This is a genomic window from Amycolatopsis sp. NPDC058986, from assembly GCF_042741125.1.
Lineage (GTDB): Bacteria > Actinomycetota > Actinomycetes > Mycobacteriales > Pseudonocardiaceae > Amycolatopsis.
The window spans coordinates 1-18,053 of sequence record NZ_JBHYJW010000057.1 but is presented as its reverse complement, the minus strand read 5'-3'; the positions used below and the strand labels follow the sequence as shown (position 1 = coordinate 18,053).

Annotated in this window: 9 protein-coding genes; 6 read left to right on the top strand and 3 right to left on the bottom strand. The window is 71.4% G+C overall.

What is annotated here, in order from left to right; all coding sequences use genetic code 11:
- Positions 1–196: 196 nt before the first annotated feature.
- The 3 genes from ACFW0G_RS35815 to ACFW0G_RS35805 all read left to right on the top strand — a co-directional run bounded on the left by ACFW0G_RS35815 (position 197) and on the right by ACFW0G_RS35805 (position 10,925).
- A complete protein-coding gene (locus ACFW0G_RS35815) occupies positions 197–1,927 on the top strand; it encodes a fatty acyl-AMP ligase (RefSeq protein ID WP_378329923.1) in 1,731 nt (576 codons plus the stop codon).
- Positions 1,924–8,391, top strand: a complete 6,468-nt coding sequence (locus ACFW0G_RS35810) for a beta-ketoacyl synthase N-terminal-like domain-containing protein (RefSeq protein ID WP_378329922.1) — start codon at positions 1,924–1,926, stop codon at positions 8,389–8,391. The genes ACFW0G_RS35815 and ACFW0G_RS35810 overlap by 4 nt, the downstream gene beginning before the upstream one ends.
- 275 nt (positions 8,392–8,666) lie before the next feature.
- On the top strand, positions 8,667–10,925 hold the full coding sequence (locus ACFW0G_RS35805) for an ATP-binding protein (RefSeq protein WP_378329921.1): 2,259 nt from the start codon (positions 8,667–8,669) through the stop codon (positions 10,923–10,925).
- Here ACFW0G_RS35805 and ACFW0G_RS35800 read toward each other — a convergent pair.
- The 3 genes from ACFW0G_RS35800 to ACFW0G_RS35790 all read right to left on the bottom strand — a co-directional run bounded on the left by ACFW0G_RS35800 (position 10,920) and on the right by ACFW0G_RS35790 (position 14,453).
- On the bottom strand, positions 10,920–12,119 hold the full coding sequence (locus ACFW0G_RS35800) for a helix-turn-helix domain-containing protein (protein WP_378329920.1): 1,200 nt from the start codon (positions 12,117–12,119) through the stop codon (positions 10,920–10,922). The two genes, ACFW0G_RS35805 and ACFW0G_RS35800, sit on opposite strands and share 6 nt — an antisense overlap.
- A 125-nt stretch (positions 12,120–12,244) precedes the next feature.
- Positions 12,245–13,303 carry a S1 family peptidase gene (locus ACFW0G_RS35795; RefSeq protein WP_378329919.1) on the bottom strand — a complete coding sequence of 353 codons (1,059 nt, stop codon included), beginning with the start codon at positions 13,301–13,303 and terminating at the stop codon, positions 12,245–12,247.
- A gap of 295 nt (positions 13,304–13,598) precedes the next feature.
- Positions 13,599–14,453: a phosphotransferase family protein gene (locus tag ACFW0G_RS35790; protein WP_378329918.1), complete on the bottom strand. Its 855-nt coding sequence runs from the start codon at positions 14,451–14,453 to the stop codon at positions 13,599–13,601.
- A gap of 265 nt (positions 14,454–14,718) precedes the next feature.
- On the opposite strand from ACFW0G_RS35790, the gene ACFW0G_RS35785 reads away from it, so the two are divergent.
- From ACFW0G_RS35785 to ACFW0G_RS35775, 3 genes are all read left to right on the top strand, one after another.
- Entirely contained in the window at positions 14,719–15,636 is a 918-nt protein-coding gene (locus tag ACFW0G_RS35785) for a nitroreductase/quinone reductase family protein (RefSeq protein WP_378329917.1), read from the top strand.
- Positions 15,637–15,768: 132 nt separating this feature from the next.
- A complete protein-coding gene (locus tag ACFW0G_RS35780) occupies positions 15,769–16,392 on the top strand; it encodes a TetR/AcrR family transcriptional regulator (protein ID WP_378329916.1) in 624 nt (207 codons plus the stop codon).
- 78 nt (positions 16,393–16,470) lie between these two features.
- Positions 16,471–18,009, top strand: coding sequence for an FAD-dependent monooxygenase (locus ACFW0G_RS35775; protein WP_378329915.1), 1,539 nt, complete (start codon positions 16,471–16,473; stop codon positions 18,007–18,009).
- Positions 18,010–18,053: the final 44 nt, after the last annotated feature.

Below are 18,053 nucleotides of genomic sequence, written 5' to 3'. Positions count from 1 at the left end.
TGCGCTCTTGCGTGAGTAAAAGTGCGGCCGGTAACGTCCCTGCCGCCTTGCAATGTCGCTTGCACACACAGGCTGTGAACTGGCAGATCGGCGTGTAGTCGGGGCCGCCGCACGCGGTTCGCCGCTTTCACATCCGGAAAGTCCGCTCGTCCGGCCATGCCGGGCGGATTCGAAGAACGCACAAGGTGGGAGCGTCATGTCCAACCAGGAAATCGATTTCGTGGCCGAATTCAGCCCGCTGACCGCCGCGCTGGCGGCCCGCCGGGACTCCGACCGGCCCGCCTTCACGTTCGTCGACTACGGCGACGAGCGGGACGGGGTGGAGACGACGCTGACCTGGGCGGAGCTGGACCGGCGCGCCCGCGCCGTCGCGGCGAGGCTGAACCAGGTCACCGAGGCGGGTGAGCGGGTCGCCGTGCTGTGCCCGCAGAACCTGGACTACGTCGTCGGCTTCTTCGGCGCGCTGTACGCGGGTGTGATCGCGGTGCCGCTGTTCGCGCCGGAGGTGAGCTCGCACGGCGAACGCCTCGTGGGAGCGCTGGCCGACAGCGACCCCGAAGTGTGGCTCACCTCCAGCTCGGCCGTGTCCAGCATCAAGGAGCTGATGAACGCGCATCCGGTGCCCCAGCCGAAACAGCTCATCGCGGTGGACACTGTGGACAGTGCGCTCGCCGACGGGTTCGAGGCCCCCGCCGTCGAACCGGACCAGCCCGCGTACCTGCAGTACACCTCGGGCTCGACCCGCCGCCCCGCCGGCGCGGTGATCACCCACCGGGCGATCTCGGCGAACGTCCGTCAGGTGGTGGCGGGCTTCGGCGTCGGCGAGGACAGCACCTGCGCGGGCTGGCTGCCGTTCTTCCACGACATGGGCCTGATCCAGCTCGTCGCGCTGCCGGCGCACACGGGGGCGCACTCGGTGTTCACCACTCCGTTCGCGTTCACCCGCCGCCCGGTGCGCTGGCTGAAGCTGATGAGCGGGCGCAACGACGTGATCACCGCTGCTCCCAACTTCGCCTTCGAGTACACCGCCGCGAAACTGTCCAAATCGGACGGCGCGGCGGAGCTGGACCTGTCCGGCGTGCGCTCGGCGATCAACGGCAGCGAGCCCGTCCGCGCGGAGACCATCGCGGGATTCCTCGACGCGGCGGGCCCGCTCGGCTTCCGCGCCGAGGCGCACCGGCCCTCCTACGGTCTGGCCGAGGCGACAGTGTTCGTCAGCACCACGCCCCAGCGCCCGCCGCGGGTGGCGATCCTCGACCGCGCGGAACTCGGTGCGGGACGGGCGGTTCCGGTGCCCGAGGGCGACGACCGCGCGCTGCGGCTCGTCTCGGCCGGGGTTCCGGTCGGCCAGCAGGTCCGCATCGCCGACCCTGCCATCGGCGCGCCGAGGATCGACGGCGAGGTCGGGGAGATCTGGATCCACGGTGCCAATGTCGCGGACGGATATTGGCGCCAGCCGGAGCGTTCGGCGGAGACTTTCGACGGGCACCTCAAGGGCGCGACGCCGGAAGGGGGCTGGCTGCGCACCGGCGATCTCGGCGTGTTCCTCGACGGCGAGCTGTACATCACCGGCAGGCTCAAGGACCTGATCATCATCGACGGCAAGAACCACTACCCGCAGGACATCGAGGCCACCGCCCAGGAAGCGCATCCCGTGCTGCGGCGGGACCGGCTCGCGGTGTTCAGCGTGACCCACGACGGCCGCGAGGCGCCGGTGGTGGTCGCCGAGTACTCCAACCACGTGGACGCCGGGGAACTCGACACCGGTGAGGTCGAACGCGCGGTGCGCGCGGCCGTCGCCAAGCACCACGACCTCCGGCTGCACGCCTTCGTCCTCGTCCGGCCGGGCTCCGTCCTGCGCACGTCGAGCGGCAAGATCGCCCGCTCGGCCACCCGGGCCCGTTACCTGAAGGGAGAGCTCGCATGACCAGAGCTCAGCTACGCCACTGGCTGGCGGGACGCCTCGCCGAGATCTGCGGGCTCCCGGTGTCCGATGTGGACGTCGACCGCCCGCTGCGCGAGTACGGCCTCACCTCCCGCGACGCGGTCACGCTGACCGGTGAGCTGGAGGACGAACTGGACCGGGAGCTGCCCACCCAGCTGTTGTGGCAGCACCCCACGATCACCGCGCTGGCGGCCGCGCTGGTGCCGGAACCCGAAGGGGAGACGTCGATCTCCTCGTCCGCGTCGGCGGGCGCGGAGATCGACGCCGCGGCCGAGCCGATCGCGGTGATCGGCGTCGGCTGCCGCCTGCCCGGCGGCGTCAACGGTCCCGACGAACTGTGGCGGCTGCTGATGGCCGCGGAAAGCGCGATCTCGAAGGTGCCCGAGGGCCGCTGGGAGCAGTTCGGCCACGACTCGCCGGAGCAGGCCGAGGCGCTGGCCCGCACCACCCGCTGGGGTGGCTTCCTCGACTCGGTGTCCGAGTTCGACGCCGAGTTCTTCGGGATCTCCCCGCGCGAGGCGAGCGCCATGGACCCGCAGCAGCGGCTGTTGCTGGAGGTCGCCTGGGAGGCGCTGGAACACGCCGGGATCGCGCCGGACCGCCTGCGCGGCAGTCCTGCCGGCGTGTTCGTCGGGATCAGCGGCAACGAGTACGGCCAGCTCACGTTCGGCGACGTCAGCCGGATCGACGCCTGGAGCGGAACGGGTTCCGCGCTGAGCATCGCGGCGAACCGGCTCTCGTACGTGCTCGACCTGCGCGGCCCGAGTGTGGCGGTCGACAGCGCGTGCTCGTCCTCGCTCGTCGCGGTGCACCTCGCGATCCAGAGCCTGCGGGCGGGCGAGAGCGACGTCGCGCTCGCCGCCGGGGCGAACCTGTTGCTGAGCCCCGGGGTCACGGCCAACTTCGACCAGATGGGGATCACCTCGGCCGACGGGCTGTGCAAACCGTTCGACGCCTCCGCCGACGGCATCGCACGGGCCGAGGGCGCGGGTGTCGTCGTGCTCAAGCCGTTGAGCAAGGCACAGCGCGACGGCGACCGCGTGCTGGCGGTGCTGCGGGGTTCGGCGGTGAACTCCGACGGCCGTTCCAACGGCCTCACCGCGCCGAACCCGGCCGCGCAGCAAGCGTTGCTGCGTGCCGCCTGCACCGCATCCGGCATCCAACCGTCCGAAGTGGACTACGTCGAGGCACACGGCACCGGCACCCTGCTCGGTGACCCGATCGAAGCGAGCGCGCTCGGCGCGGTGCTCGGCGAGGGACGTCCCGCGGACCGTCCGCTGCTGCTCGGTTCGGTGAAGTCGAACCTCGGCCACCTCGAAGCCGCCGCCGGGATCGCCGGCCTGATCAAGGTCGTGCTGGCGCTGGCGAACCGCCGCATCCCGGCGAGCCTGCACTTCACCGAGCCGAACCCGCACATCCCGTTCGAGGACCTGCGGCTGTCCGTGGTCGCCGAGCAGCAGCCGTGGCCGGGACAGGGCAGGCCCGCGCGGGCCGGGATCTCCGGGTTCGGCTTCGGCGGCACCAACGCGCACGTCATCGCCGAACAGGCACCCGTCGCGCCGCACGAGGAACCGGCGTCCGGCGGCCTCGGCCAGTACCTGCTCGCCGCCGCTTCGCCGGAGCGCCTGCGCCTGGCCGCCGGACGGCTCGCCGACTGGCTGAGCGACTCCGGGCACCTTCCACTGGCCGATGTGGAGCATTCGCTCGCCCGCCGCGCCAGTGGGCGCCACCGCGTGGTGGTGACCGCGGGCGATCACGACGAGCTGGTCTCGGGTCTGCGCGCGTTCGTCGCGGGGACAGTCGTTCCCGGCGTCTCGACCGGACGTGCCGATGCCGCCGGTCCGGTCTGGGTGTTCTCCGGGCAGGGCTCGCAGTGGGCGGGCATGGGACGGCGGCTGCTGGCCGACGAGCCCGCCTTCGCCGCCGCCGTGGACAAGGTCGACGAGGCGATGCGCGGCGAGGGCCGCTCGATCCGCGCCGTGCTGGAGTCCGGGGTGGAGCCGGTGGGATTCGCCGCGCTGCAGCCGGTGTTGTTCGGGATCCAGGTCGCGCTCGCCGAACTGTGGCGCCACTACGGCGCCGAGCCCGCCGCGGTGATCGGGCATTCGCTCGGCGAGGTCGCGGCGGCGGTCGTCGCCGGGGCCATCTCGCTCGCCGACGGTGCCCGCATCGCCGTACGCCGGTCGAAGCTGCTGGCCACCACCGCGGGCAAGGGCACCATGGCCCTGCTGGAACTGCCCGCCGACGAGGTCGCCGAACTCCTGCGCTACTACCCGGACGTCGATCTCGCCGTGTACAACGCGCCGGGCCAGACGGTGGTTTCCGGTGCCCCGGAACAGATCGCGTCGCTCGTCGAGACGGTCGGGCGGCGCGGGCTGCTGGCCAAGGCGATCAATGTCGACGTCGCCAGCCACTCCCGGATCATCGCCCCGGTCGTCCCCGAACTCGGCGCGGAACTGGCCAACGTCTTCGCGCACGAGCCGTCGGTGCCGGTGTACCCGACGGCCGTCGAATCGGGCGCTGTCGAGTCGAACACCGTGCGTTTCGACGCCGGCTACTGGACGGCCAACGCGCGTAACCCGGTCCGGTTCACCCAGGCCGTCGAGAAGGCTCTCGGCGACGGCTTCGGCACGTTCGTCGAGATCTCGCCGCATCCGGTGCTGCACCACGCGATTCTCGAAACCGCGGGCGAGCGCGCGGTGACCGTGCTCGGCACGCTGCGCCGAGGCGAGGACGAACGCCGCCGGTTCCACATCAACCTCGGCGCCGCGCTGGCCGCGGGCGACCGGCGGCCGCGGACCGCGGGCAGGCTGCTCGATCCGCCGACCACGCCGTGGCAGCACCGCGAGCACTGGGCGCCGAAGCTCGCCCGGCCGGAGGTGGCCGGCACGCATCCGCTGCTCGGCGTGCACGTCGAACTGCCGGACGCCGACACCCACCTGTGGCAGGCGGATCTCGGCACGGAACGCAGGCCGTGGCTGGCCGATCACCGGATCGACGGCACTGCGATCCTGGCCGGCGCCTGCTACGTCGAAATGGCGTACACGGCGGCGTCGACCGCGCTCGGCCGCCCGCCGGAGCTGCTCGAACTGCGGGGTCTCGCGCTGCACGCGCCGCTGCCGCTCACCGAGCACACCCGCGTCACCACGACGTTCACCACCGCCGACGGAAAGCTGCGGGTCCACACCCGCGGCGAGGACGGCTGGATCCTGCACTGCAGCGTGATCGTGGCCGAAGCCGCGGAAACCGAACCGGCGCGGGAGTCCGGTTGCGAGCCGGAGACGTCGCTGGCGCCCGCGGAGCTGTATCACCGGTTGCGCTCGCTCGGTGTCGACTATGGACCGTCGTTCACCGGCGTCCTCGATGTCAGCGTCGGCGAATGGTGTGCGACCGCGACCGTGGAGGCGCCGGAAAGCGTTCCGTCCGGCGGATTCTTCGTGCATCCGGTGGTGCTCGACTCGTGCCTCCAGACGTTCGCCGCCGCGCTGTCCACAGTGGATTCCGACGACGCCTACCTGCCGATGGAGTTCGGCGCGGTGCGGGTCTTCGGCGATCCGCGGACCGGCATGACGAGCCACGTGTCGGTGGAGGCGCCGGAGCCGGGTGCCGGTGGCGTGCTCGGCAGGCTGCGGCTGATGGACGCCGACGGCGTCGTCGTGCTGGAGATCGCCGACGTGTTCGCGCGGAAGCTGTCCCGGAACTCCGTGCCGCTGAAGGAAAAGCTGCTGACTCACGAATGGCGTCCCGCCGAGCGCCCCGACCGGTGGCCGACAGGTCCGGTCGCCGTCCTCGGCGGCACGCCCCGGGTCGACGAGGCCGTGCGGGTCTTCACGACGGCCGGAATCGAGGCACGGCGCGTGGACGACACGGCCGGGTGTGCCGGTGCCGACCACGTCGTCGTGGTGGTGGACGACGAGTCCGCCGACGGTCCCGACGCCGGGGTGCGGGCGGTCGGTGAGGCCGCGGAGCTGATCCGCGTACTCGCCGAAACCGGTGGCACGCCACGGGTCTGGCTGGTGACGTCGTCGGCCGCCGCGGTCGAACCGGGGGAACCCGGCAAGCCCGGCCTCGCCGCATTGCGTGGCCTGGTGCGGGTTTCGGCCTTCGAGCACCCCGCCCTGCGGGTGACCTGGCTCGACGTGGACACGTCCGAGGCGCTGGTCGGCGAAGTGGCCGGTCAGGCGGCCGAGGACGAGGTCGCCTGGCGCGGCGAACAGCGGTACGTCGCGAGGCTCGCGGCGACGTCGTTGCCCTTGCCGGGTGAGGAGCCCGTCGTGCGGCCGGACGGCGGCTACGTCGTGACCGGCGGTCTCGGCGGGCTGGGTCTGACGCTCGCCACGCGGCTCGCCGCGCTCGGCGCCGCCAAGATCGTCCTGAATGGACGGTCGGCACCGAAACCCGCGGCGCAGGCGGTCATCGAGGAACTCACCGCGGCGGGCACCCTGGTCGAGGTCGTGCTCGGGGACGTCGCCGAACCCGGCGTCGCCGAACGGCTGATCGCCGCGGCGGGCCGGGACGCCGTCGCGCGCGGTGTGGTGCACGCGGCCGCGGTCTTCGACGACCGGACGGTGTCTCGTTTGGACGATGGTACGCTGCGGAAGTCATGGCTGCCCAAGGCATATGGTGCCTGGCGGCTGCACGAGGCCACTGTGGACACCGAGCTGGACTGGTGGCTCGGGTTCTCTTCGGCGGCCGCACTGCACGGCCTTCCCGGGCAGCCCGCGTACGCCTCCGCGAACGCGTATCTGGACGCCGTCGTCGCGTTGCGGCGGGCGAGTGGTCTCCCAGGGGCCACGATCAACTGGGGGACCTGGGCCGAGGTCGGCGCCGCCGCCGGGCTGGAGGTTCCCTGGCTCACCCCGATCGGCCCGGACGAGGGGCTCGGGCTGATCGAGGAGGTCCTCTCCGCCGGTGGCGGCGCTTTCGGCGCGCTGCGGCTGAACACCGCCCGGCTCGCCACCGCGTTCCCCGACCTCGTCGCGGTGCCGTTCTTCGGTGACCTGCTCGCCGGGCACACCGTGTCGGCACCTTCGACCGACTGGCCGGGACTCGACGCCGTGCGGGACCGCGCGCCCGCCGAGATCCGGGTGCTCGCCGGTGAGCAGCTGCGGGCGCGGATCGCGTCGGTCATGGGCATGGAGCCCGGCGGACTGGCCGAGGACCTGCCGCTCACCAGCCTCGGGGTCGATTCCCTGCTCGCGGTCCGCATCGGCAACGGCCTGCAGCACGATTTCGGGGCCGTGCCCCCGGTGTCGCTGCTGCTGCGCGGCGCGTCACTGGCCGATCTGCGTGAGTGGCTGTTCGGCGAACTCGGTGTCGCGGGAGCGGCGCTGCCGTCGCCGCGCAAGCCGTCGTCGGTGCGGGTGCCTCCGCGTGACGCGGCGGAGCGGCTCGTCGTGTCGGTGTGGGAAGAGGTGCTGGGCGAGCCGGTCGGCGTCACGCAGGAGTTCGGCGGCGACACCGCCGCGGCCGAACGGGTCGCCGAGCTGCTGAGCGTGCGCGCCGGACGTCCGCTGAGCCGCGCGGAGCTGTTCGAGCGGCCGACGGCGGAGCTGATGGCCGAACTCGTGCGGGACGCGGTCGCGCAGACCGGCCCGGTCCGGGTCCTGCGGGAGGGCGGCGCCGAGCCCCCGGTGTTCTTCTTCCACCCCGGCGGCGGGGACACCGCGGTGTTCCGGCAGCTCGTGGACCTGCTGCCGGGCGACGTGCCCGCGTACGGCTTCGACCGCGTCGACGGCACCGGAACCGTGGAGGACCGTGTCGAGGCGTATCTGCCGCGGTTACGCAGCGTGCAGCCATTCGGGCCGTACCGGCTCGGGGGCTGGTCGTTCGGCGGATTCCTGGCGTTCGAGGCGGCACAGCGGCTGACCGCGGCGGGCGAGCGGGTCGAGCTGCTGGCCATGGTCGACCCGATCCTGCCGCTGCCACAGGACTCCGGACTGTCCGAAGTGGACGAGCTGGAGCGCCGGTTCGAGCGGTTCGGCGAGTTCCTGCGGACGAGCTACGGACGGCCGGTCGAACTGCCCTACGCCGAACTGGCCCGGCTCGACGACGAGGGCCAGGCGGACCTGCTCATCGAGACGATCCTCGCCGCCGGCGTCATCGACTCGCGGGTGAGCGGCGCGATCCTGGCGCACCAGCGCAGCTCGTTCCTCGACGCGCGGCTGCTGGAGCGCTACCAGCCGTCGGCGTATCAGGGCCGGACGGTGTTCTACAGCGCCGCCGACGCCGTCCCCGGCGGGCTGCGGGATCCGCGCTTCGACCGGTCCGATCCGGTGCGCGGCTGGGACGCGGTGTGCCGGGACCTGGAGGTGGTGACCGTGCCGGGGCATCACCTGTCGGTGCTCGACCCGCCGAACGTCGAGGTCATCGCGGCCCATCTGACCAGGGCACTGGCGAGCGGCACCGCTCGGCAGCGTCCCGTCACGGCACGACGGGAGTCTTGATCGGAACTCGCGCCGTGTCGTGCAGGCCTCCTTCCCCGTGTCCCGCGCGGGGAAGGAGGCCTATGTCATGCTGACGGACCAGCGCGTACCCGCCGAACGGAGCAGTCACGAGGCGCACGTCACACGAATCCACCCGATGTGGTGAAAACGGAGTAACCCAGGCGGGTGCGGTGCAGTTGGGCCAGAATGATCCTCTGCCTATCGGCTGGGTGGTGATGGGACACGTGCTGCGTGCTGTTGACGTACCGAGGATTGCGGATTCGCTGCTGGTGGAGGTGACCACGTATGTGGGCCGCCAGGCGGAGCTCGCCGAAGCGGCGCGGCTGATCGAGACGGCGTCGCTGGTCACGCTCACCGGGCCGGGCGGGGTCGGCAAGACGCGCCTGGCCCAGCGCGTGGCCGAGGGTGCGCGCGGGTCGTTCCGGGACGGGGTGGTGTTCGTCGGGCTCGCGGAGCTGGGCGAGCCGCAGTTGCTGGTCAACATGGTCGCCGACCGGTTGGGGCTGGGCGACCGCTCCTCGGGCCCGCCGATCGACCTTGTCGTGGACCAGCTGCGCGACCGGCGGCTGCTGCTGGTGCTGGACAACTGCGAGCACCTGGTCGAGGCGTGCGGCAGGCTGGCCGACACGCTGGTCAGGTCGTGCCCCGACGTCGTGGTGCTGGCGACGAGCAGGCAGTCGCTCGGCGTCGAGGGGGAGCGGGTGCTGCCGGTGCCGCCGCTCGCCGTCCCGCCCGCCGGGGAGCCCGCCGAATCGGCGCGGTACGACGCGCTCCAGCTGTTCGTGGACCGCGCGACGGCGGTCGTGCCCTCGTTCGCGGTCACCCCGGACAACGCCGAGGACCTGGCCAGGCTGTGCCGCGCGCTGGACGGCCTGCCGCTGGCGATCGAGCTGGCCGCGGTCCGGCTGCGGTCGCTGTCGGTGCGGCAGCTCGCCGAGCGGCTCGACCACCGGTTCACGCTCCTGACCAGGGGCTACAAGGGCGGCCCGAGCAGGCACGAGACGCTGCGGGCGCTGATCGACTGGAGCCACGAGCTGTGCACCGAGCGGGAGCGGCAGTTCTGGTCGCGGGCGTCGGTGTTCTCCGGGAGTTTCGATCTCGACGCCGCCGAAGAGGTGTGCTCGGGGGACGGTCTCGACCGCGCCGCGGTCCTCGACGTCATCGACGGGCTGATCGACAAGTCCTTGCTGCTCCGCGAGGAGGAGCAGGGCGTCGCGCGCTACCGGATGCTGCAGACGGTCCGGCAGTACGGCGAGGACCGGCTGCGTGCCGACGACGATCTCACGCGGTGGCGGCGCCGGCATCGCGACTGGTGCCGGGAGCTGACCAGGGGGTTCGAGGCGGGTTGGTTCGGCAGCGAACAGGGTGCCTGGATCGCCAAGCTCCGGGAGGAGCACGCCAACCTGCGGGCCGCGCTGGACTTCTGCGCGAGCGACGCCGAAGAGGCGGTCGTCGGGCTGCGGATGGTGTACGCGGTCAAGGAGTACTGGGTCCGAAGCCTCAACACCGAAGGCCGGATGTGGCTGAGCAAGCTGCTGGAGGCGGCGACACCGGACGCGCCGGGGCGCGCGGCGGCGCTGTGGATGTACGCCTTCCTCGCGCTGGTCCAGGCCGATCGGGACGCCTTCGAGAGCGCACTGGCCAAGGCCGCCGAGATCGCCGAACGGACCGCCGACGCGAAAGCGCTCGCCTTCGTCGACCACGTCCGCGCCTACTCCCTGCTGATCGACAACCGCAGCGAGTGTGCCGCGTCGTTGTTCGGTGCCGCCGCCGAGCGGTTCCGCGAGCTGGGCGACGAGGCCGCGGAGCTGTGGTCGACCTACAACTACGGGCTGGCGGTGAGTCTGACCGGCGATCGCGACCAGGGCCGTCGCGTGCTCCAGGAGTGCATCGAGCGCTACGCCGCGCGCGGTGAGATCTCCTGGCGCTGCTGGGCGCTGTGGTCCCTCAGCGCGGCCGAATACCTGCACGGGGACATGGAAGCGGCGACCGTGGCGGGGCTGGAGCTGCTGAGGCTGCAACCCGGGGGCGACCGGACGATCGTCGCGTTCGCGCTGACGGTCATGGCGGGCTGCGCCACGCACACCGGGCAGCCGCGCCGGGCGGCCAGGATGTTCGGCGCCGCGGCCGAAATCTGGCGTTCGGTCGGCGCCTCGCTGAACACCTACGCGGCCTTCGAAGAGCCGATGCAGCGCGACATCCAGCTGGTCACCGGCGAACTCGGCCTCGAAGAGGCGGCGCAGGAGTTCCTGCGCGGGACCGCGCTCACGATGGACGAAGCGGTGGCCTACGTGCTCGACACCGGGTCGCCGGACGACGATCCGCGGCCCGCGGACAACGCCGACGTCGTGCTCACCAAACGCGAGGCGCAGGTCGCCGAGCTGGTCGCCGAGGGCATGACGAACCGGGAGATCGCCGAAAAGCTGGTGATCGCCCGCCGCACCGCCGAGACCCATGTCGATCACATCCTGACCAAACTGGGGTTCAGCAGCCGTGCCCAGATCGCCGTCTGGGTGGTCTCGCGCCGGTCATGACGCCGTGCCCAGCCGGAGCAGCTCGACCCGCACGGCGATCTCCAGCTCGAACCGGGCTTCGGCGCACGCGAGGCTCTCGGTGAGCTGACCGCTGAGCTTGGTGACGCGGTGCCGCAGCGTCTGCGGGTGGACGCCGAGCCGCCGCGCCGCCTCGGCGATGTTCCCCCTGGCCGCCAGCCATTCGCGCAGGGTCACCAGCTGGGCGGTGCGATCGCGGCCGCTCAGCCCGTCCAGTGGCGCGAGCCGTTGCTCGGTGAGCCTGCCGAGCAGCGCGTCGTCGGCGAGGAGGATCAGCGTCTGCAGGTGATCCGCGCAGTCGATCAGCGGCCGGGCGGGGAGCAGACCGCGGTTGGCGAGGTCGAGGGCCCGCCGGGCGACCCGGAACGCCGCGGCCGCCTTGGCGAGCGGCGCCACCGGGCCGATCGCGATCCGCCAGCCGGGCAGCGCGGCGGCGATCTCCCCGGTGTCGAGGCGGTCCGCGGCCATGAGCAGCGCGGGCCGCGCGGACGTCGGATCGGCGAGCACCGCGCCGTCGAAAGTGTTGGGGGGCAAGGATTCCGCGTCAGCCGGCGCCTGGAGCGCGACAACGACGACCTGCTCGGGCAGTGGCCATCCGGCGGCCGCCGCGGCTTCGGCGAGGTCACTCCCGCCAGGTGGCTGCTCCGCCACGGCCAGGCGGAGCAGCCGGATCCGGGGGGTGGTCGCGGCGGCCTCGGCCGCCGCGTGCCCTTCCTCCGCCCACGAGGACAACATGCGGACGTGCAGGGAGATCGCCTCGGCGCAGCGGGACAGTGTTTCGGTGCTCAGGCCGTGGTGACGGGCGTGGTCGGAGAGGCAGCGCCAGGCGATCTGGCCGCCGACCCGGCAGGCCGTCCGGAGCGCCCGCGGCGAATGGCCGCGAGCGAACTCGGCGCGGCCGAGGTCGCGGAACAGCGCGGCCGACTCCTGGCCGGCACCGGGCCGCGAGGGCGCGTCGAGGCAGCGGACCAGCAGCGTCTCGACGGCGGTGGTGAACACGCCGCCGAGCGGCCCTTCGAGGAGGCTCGTGTACTCGGGGACCGACCGCCGGATACCGCCGATGATCGACCGGGCCAGCGTCCCCGCCTGCGCCCGCAGTGCGTCGACCACGGAGGGCGGAAGCAAGGCCCTGCCGTGGTCGACGGGTCGGTCATCGACACGCTGCGCTGTCTTCACGTCATGCAGAGTGCCCGTCCGGCGGCCGGGCATCATCCGTAGATCTACGGAGAACGCTACGTATTCAGTACTCGGGGGCGTCCCGGACCACTGAAATCGGTCCAGAACGCCCCCGAGTGGGGTGCTCAGGGCAGGGTCAGCCCATAGGCGGACAGCGCCGCCGGGACCGGCTGGAAGAACGTCTCGCCGCCCGAGTTGCAGTCACCGCTGCCGCCGGAGGTGAGGCCGAGGGCGGTGGAGCCGTCGTACAGCGAGCCGCCGCTGTCGCCGGGCTCGGCGCAGACGGTGGTGTCGATCAGGCCGGTGACGGTGCCCTCCTCGTAGTTCACCGTCGCGTTCAGCGCGGTGACCGAACCGGAGTGGACCCCGGTGGTGGAGCCGCTGCGGGTCACGTTCTCCCCGACCGTGGCCTCACCGGCGCTGGTGATCCGCGTACCGTCGTTGACCGCGCTCGGCGCGTCGACGCCGGAATCGTAGGCGGCCCACGAGTAGTCGTGCCCGGGGAAGCTGGCGTCCTGCGTCTGGGCGATGTGCTGGGAATTCCCGGAGTCCGCCCACCAGTCGTTGGTCGCCACGCCGCAGTGCCCGGCGGTCAGCATCGCGGGGTTGCCGCTGCGGTCGTGGACGTTGAAGCCGAGCGAGCACCGCAGGCCCTGGCCCCAGATCGCGTCGCCGCCGCTGATGAACGTCCGCAGCTTCCCCGCGGTCCGCTTCAGCTGGGCCTTGGCCCCGAAGCCGTCGACCACGCCGGTCAGCTTCGCGAGGGCGGCGCCCGTGACCGTCGAGTCGGCGGTCACCAGGACGTGCCCGGAGCGGGGGTCGACACGCCACGCCGTGCCGGGGATCCGGGCCGAGCGGTCGAGCTCACCGGTGACGGCGGCCAGCTCGGAGGCACGGTAGGCGACGAGCTTCGGCACCGCGCCCGCCGCGCGGACCTGGTCGGCACCGGCGGCGTCGGTGACGGTGACGATCAGCCGCGAACTCGCTTGGTCGTAGTAGGAGCCGACGGTCCGGTCACCGAGACCGGACGTGACCTTGGCGGACAACGTCGTGGCGCCGCGGGCGTCGAGCGGACCCGCCGCCGCCGGACCGGGTGCGGCGAGCACCACGCCGGTGACGAGTCCCGCGGCGGCACAGACGACGATCCCTCGTCTGGCCCGCCGGTGGATGCGTGCTGTGGACATGGTCATCTCCGTCCTCTGGGGATTCGAGCGATGACACACCGGTGCGGACGAGCAGGAATTGGCAATGTGCGCGCGACGACCAGGTTACGGTTTCACGAAATACCGCTCCACCCACGAAAGTCGCGAACCCCGCCGGTTCGCACAACGTGCGAACCCTTCGACGTTTTCCTTGTGCGCCACGGTTTTTGTCCGATTCTACGGCAGCATGAGGCGGGCCGGGTGCTGAAGGGCGCTTTCAGTGCGTTCGCCGTGCTGAAGGACGCCTTCAGCGCATTGAGTGCATCGAAGGCGTCCTTCAGCATTTGTCCGGCGTGGCCTCCCAGGCACGGGCGAGCTGAGCGCGCAGCAACGGAAGCGGGCTGTCGTCGGTCCCGTATACGCGGTCCGCGAGCCGGATCAGCGTGTCACAGCGGGCCAGCAGCAGGGCTCGTGCGCACAGTTCGGGATCGTGCCCGGCGAGCCGCGCCACCCGCAGAGCCGCGGCGGCGCCGACGGAGATGACGAGCCCGGCGACGTCCTCGGCCGGGTCGCCGAAAACCGCGTCCGTCCAATCGAGAACGCCGCTCACCCGTCCCGTCTCGGTGACCAGGAGATGCTCGCCCTTGAGGTCGTGGTGCAGCAGCGTCGCCGGGGCCGCCGGGGGAAGCGGGCAGGGGAGCCGGTGCGCGAGATCGGAGCCGACAGCGCCATCCTCGGCGAGTCGGACGGCGGCGCGCACGGCTTCCCCGCTGAGTTCCGGCAAGGACCGGGCGGGTGCCACCGGTACGTCCACCGTGGCCGCCGGGACGGACCGCAGTCCGGTCAGCAGTGCGGCCAGATCCTGTTCACCGGCCGCGGAGACCGGCTGTTTTTCGGCCGACACCCCGGAAAGCCGCGTGTCCAGCGTGTAACCGAGCCCGGGGGCCCACTCGCCGTGGGCGACACTCCGGGGCACGTCGATCGTGAGGTGGGGACGGATCGCTTCGCGCAGCGCGACTTCCCGGCGCTGGCCCGCGGTGCTGTCGACATCCTGAGCCATCCGCAGGACGTGACCGGTGCCGACCCACCAGGTGGCGTGGTCACCGCCCTCGTCGACACGGCTCATTCGCGGTTCTCCTGGCAGTACGCGGCGGAGCAGGTGCCGCACGGCGACGGGTTCGGGTGTGGTCATGGTCAGCCGATCATGACAGCGCGCGCACCGCGGGCGCGAACGGATTTGCGACCTTCGCGAATCCCGTGCTAGCTTTTTCTCGCGCCCCGTATGGGCCTACGCATGGAGGTAGTGGTTTCTCCGCGGCGGAAGCCGCGCAATCACCTTGGTGAACGGCACGGTTTTCCCGTGCCCGCTGCCTCCTGCGCGCGTAGGCCACGGGGTTTTCCTGTGTCCGTTCCCGGGTGCCACCCTCCGATCTTTCATCGGATCCGGAAAGGACTCAATGACCGAGGAAAAGCCAAGCGAGACCTTCGACGTCGGTGCCTTCCAGCGCCGGGTCATCGACGAATTCCGTGCCAACGCGGGGAAAGTCGCCATGTTCGGCGACGAGGCTTCGTTGGCGCTGGTGACCACCACCGGGGCGAGCAGCGGGCTGCCCCGTACCGTTCCGCTGTCCTATGTGGACGTCAAGGGGCAGAAGGTGATCGTCGCCTCCGCGATGGGCGCGCCCCGGAATCCCGCCTGGTACCACAACATCCGGAAGAACGCGAGGGTGACCGTCGAGACCGGCACCGAGACGTTCGAGGCGCTCGCCGCGATCCCGGACGGGCCGGACCGGGACGCGCTGTTCGCCGAGGTGGTCGCGATCGAACCGGGTTTCGGGGAGTACCAGGCGAAAACCACGCGGCCGATCCCCGTGGTCACACTGCATCGCGTCGACGAGGGTGCCGACCGGGTGCGGGGCATGGGCGACTTCGTCGTCGAGGTCCACGACTGGCTCCGCAAGGAGCTCGCCGAGCTGCGCGGCCAGGCGGACGAGATCGCGGACGGCAAGGCCACGACGTTCACCAGGACCGCGGACCTCGGCCGGGAACTGCGCGAGCACTGCCTGAACTTCTGCGAGGCGCTGAAACACCACCACCACGGTGAGGACGCCGGCGCGTTCCCGATGCTGGCTCGCCGATTCCCTTCGCTCGCACCGGTTCTGACGAAGCTCGCCGAGGAGCACGCGGTCGTGGCTCGTGCGCAGGAAAGAATTCGCGTACTCGTCGAGGCGTATGTCCCGGGGGAGGACGATCCGGCCCGGCTGCGAGAGGAACTCGGCCGGCTGGCCACCGGCCTCGAAGCCCATTTCGCGTACGAGGAACGGTCGATCGTGGCCGCGCTCAACACTCTGGGCCCCGCGCCGGAAATACCCTGACGGTGCCGCTGTCTTGCAGTGCCGGGCCCCTGTCCCGAACGCGTCGTCGGCAATGGGCCACTCGCGACATCGCAAACTTGCTCGCTGAGAAAATTTTCTCGGCGAGCAAGTTTTTCGTGTATCGTCGGGGACATGGCAGAGGACGGGACGCTGGGCCTGCGGGAGCGCAAGAAGCTGCGAACCCGCAAGGCGCTGAGTGACGCGGCGCTGGACCTGGTCTTCGAACGGGGACTGGAGAACATCCGGCGCGAGGACATCGCGGAGCGGGTCGGGGTGTCGGTCCGGACGTTCAACAACTACTTCGCGAGCAAGTACGAGGCGCTGGCCTACCGGCAGATCGAGCGGATGAAGCGCAGTGTCGAGGTGCTCCGGTCACGCCCGGCCGACGAGCCGGTGTGGACGGCGATCTCGCTGGCCTTCACCCGTCCGCTCGAGGAGGACGGCGGGGCGGACAGCGTGCCGAGCCCGGCGCAGCTGGCCGCGGTGCGCGAACTGATGGCCGTGCCGGAAATGCTGGCGGTGGTGCAGAAGGCGGTGCTCGGCGCGGATGGCGAACTGGTCGCGGTGATCGCCGAGCGTACGGGCACCGATCCGGCCAGGGAACTGTATCCCCGGCTGGTGGCGGGCGCGATCGGGGCCGCCTGGCAGGCGGCGGCCGACGTGTACCTGCACTCCGATCCGCCGGTGCCGATCGTGTCCCTGCTCCGGCGCGCGATCGAGGAGATCGCCGCCGGGCTGCCCGATCCGTCTGCCTGAACAACTCCGAAACAATCGAGACACGGAAACAGGGGGTTTCTTGTCATGCCCGAAAACAGCACGCCCGAAAACACTGTCGTGCCCGAAAACACTGTCGTGCCCGGAAACGCCGAGGTGGTCATTTCCGGAGCGGGGCCGAACGGCCTCATGCTCGCCGCGGAACTCGCGCTGGCCGGAGTCCGGCCGATCGTGCTGGAGCGGTTGCCCGAGCCCAGCGACGAACCGAAGGCGAACGGGATGGTCGGTCAGATCGTGCGGTTCCTGGATCAGCGGGGACTGTACGAGGAGATCAGCGGCCGGGCGGGCCCGCCGCAACCGGCTCCGGCGTTCTTCTTCGGCGGGATGACCATGTCGTTCGCCGAGGTCGTGGACAACCCGCTCCACCTGCTTCCCGTGCCGCAGCCGAAACTCGTGCGCCTGCTGGACAAACGTGCCCTCGATCTCGGCGTGGAAATCCGGCGGAGCCACGAGCTGACCGGACTCGTCCAGGACGAGAGCGGCGTAACTCTCACCGTGTCCGGCCCACGGGGCGAATACGAGCTGCGCACCCGGTTCCTGGTCGGCGCGGACGGCGGGAAGAGCTTGGTACGCAAGCAAACCGGCATCGCGTTCCCCGGGGTCACCGACACCAAGGGGGTCACGCGGCTGGCGCAGGTCAGCCTGCCGGGCCTGCAGCGGACGGCGGACGGCGGCATCGACATCCCGGGCGTCGGCCCGCTCGGTTTCGGCTTCAACCGGCTCGAACGCGGCACGTTCGTCTTCGCGGAACTCCAGCCGGGCAAGACGCTGATCGCGACCGGCGAACTCCGCACCGGGCCCATTCCGGACGGCACGCCCCTGACGCTGGACGAACTGCGGGACAGCGTTCGCCGCGTGCTCGGCGTCGACCTGGGGTTCGGGCCGCCGGAGGGGCCCGGCCCGCATCCACTGCGCAGGATCACCACCCAGAACACCCGGCAGGCCGAAAACTACCGCGCGGGCAACGTCTTCCTCATCGGCGACGCGGCCCACGTACATTCCGGGATGGGCGGCCCGGGGCTCAACCTCGGCATGCAGGACGTGGCGAACCTGGGCTGGAAACTCGCGGCGTACCTACGCGGTCACGCGCCCGAAAGCCTGCTTGACACTTACCAGAGCGAGCGTCATCCCGTCGGCGAACGCGTCATGATGCACTCGCTCGCGCAGGCGGCCCTCATCGCACCCGGCCCCGAGGTCACCGCGCTCCGGCGGTTGTTCGGGGAAATGGTGCGCAAGCAGGAGAACTCCGCGTTCATCGCGCACCTGATGGCCGGGTCGGACGTCCGGTACGACATCGGGGACACGCATCCGTTGTCGGGCCGGATGGTCCCGGACCTCGCCGTCGGCTCCCGGCGCGTCACCGAACTCCTGCGTACCGCGCGGCCGGTGCTCGCCGACTTCACCGGCGGCACGGAAATCGGTGCGGCCGCAGTGGGCTGGGCCGATCGCGTCGACCTGGTCAGCGAGTCCACTTCGGACACCCCGGTCGCGGCGGTGCTGGTCCGCCCCGACGGCTACGTCGCCTGGGCCACCGACAGTCCACAAGAGACGGATGGCCTCCAGGAGGCGCTGACCCGCTGGTTCGGCGCCGCAGCCTGAGATGCCGTCAAGGCCACCTTACGGGCGTCTGACGCCCGTAAGGT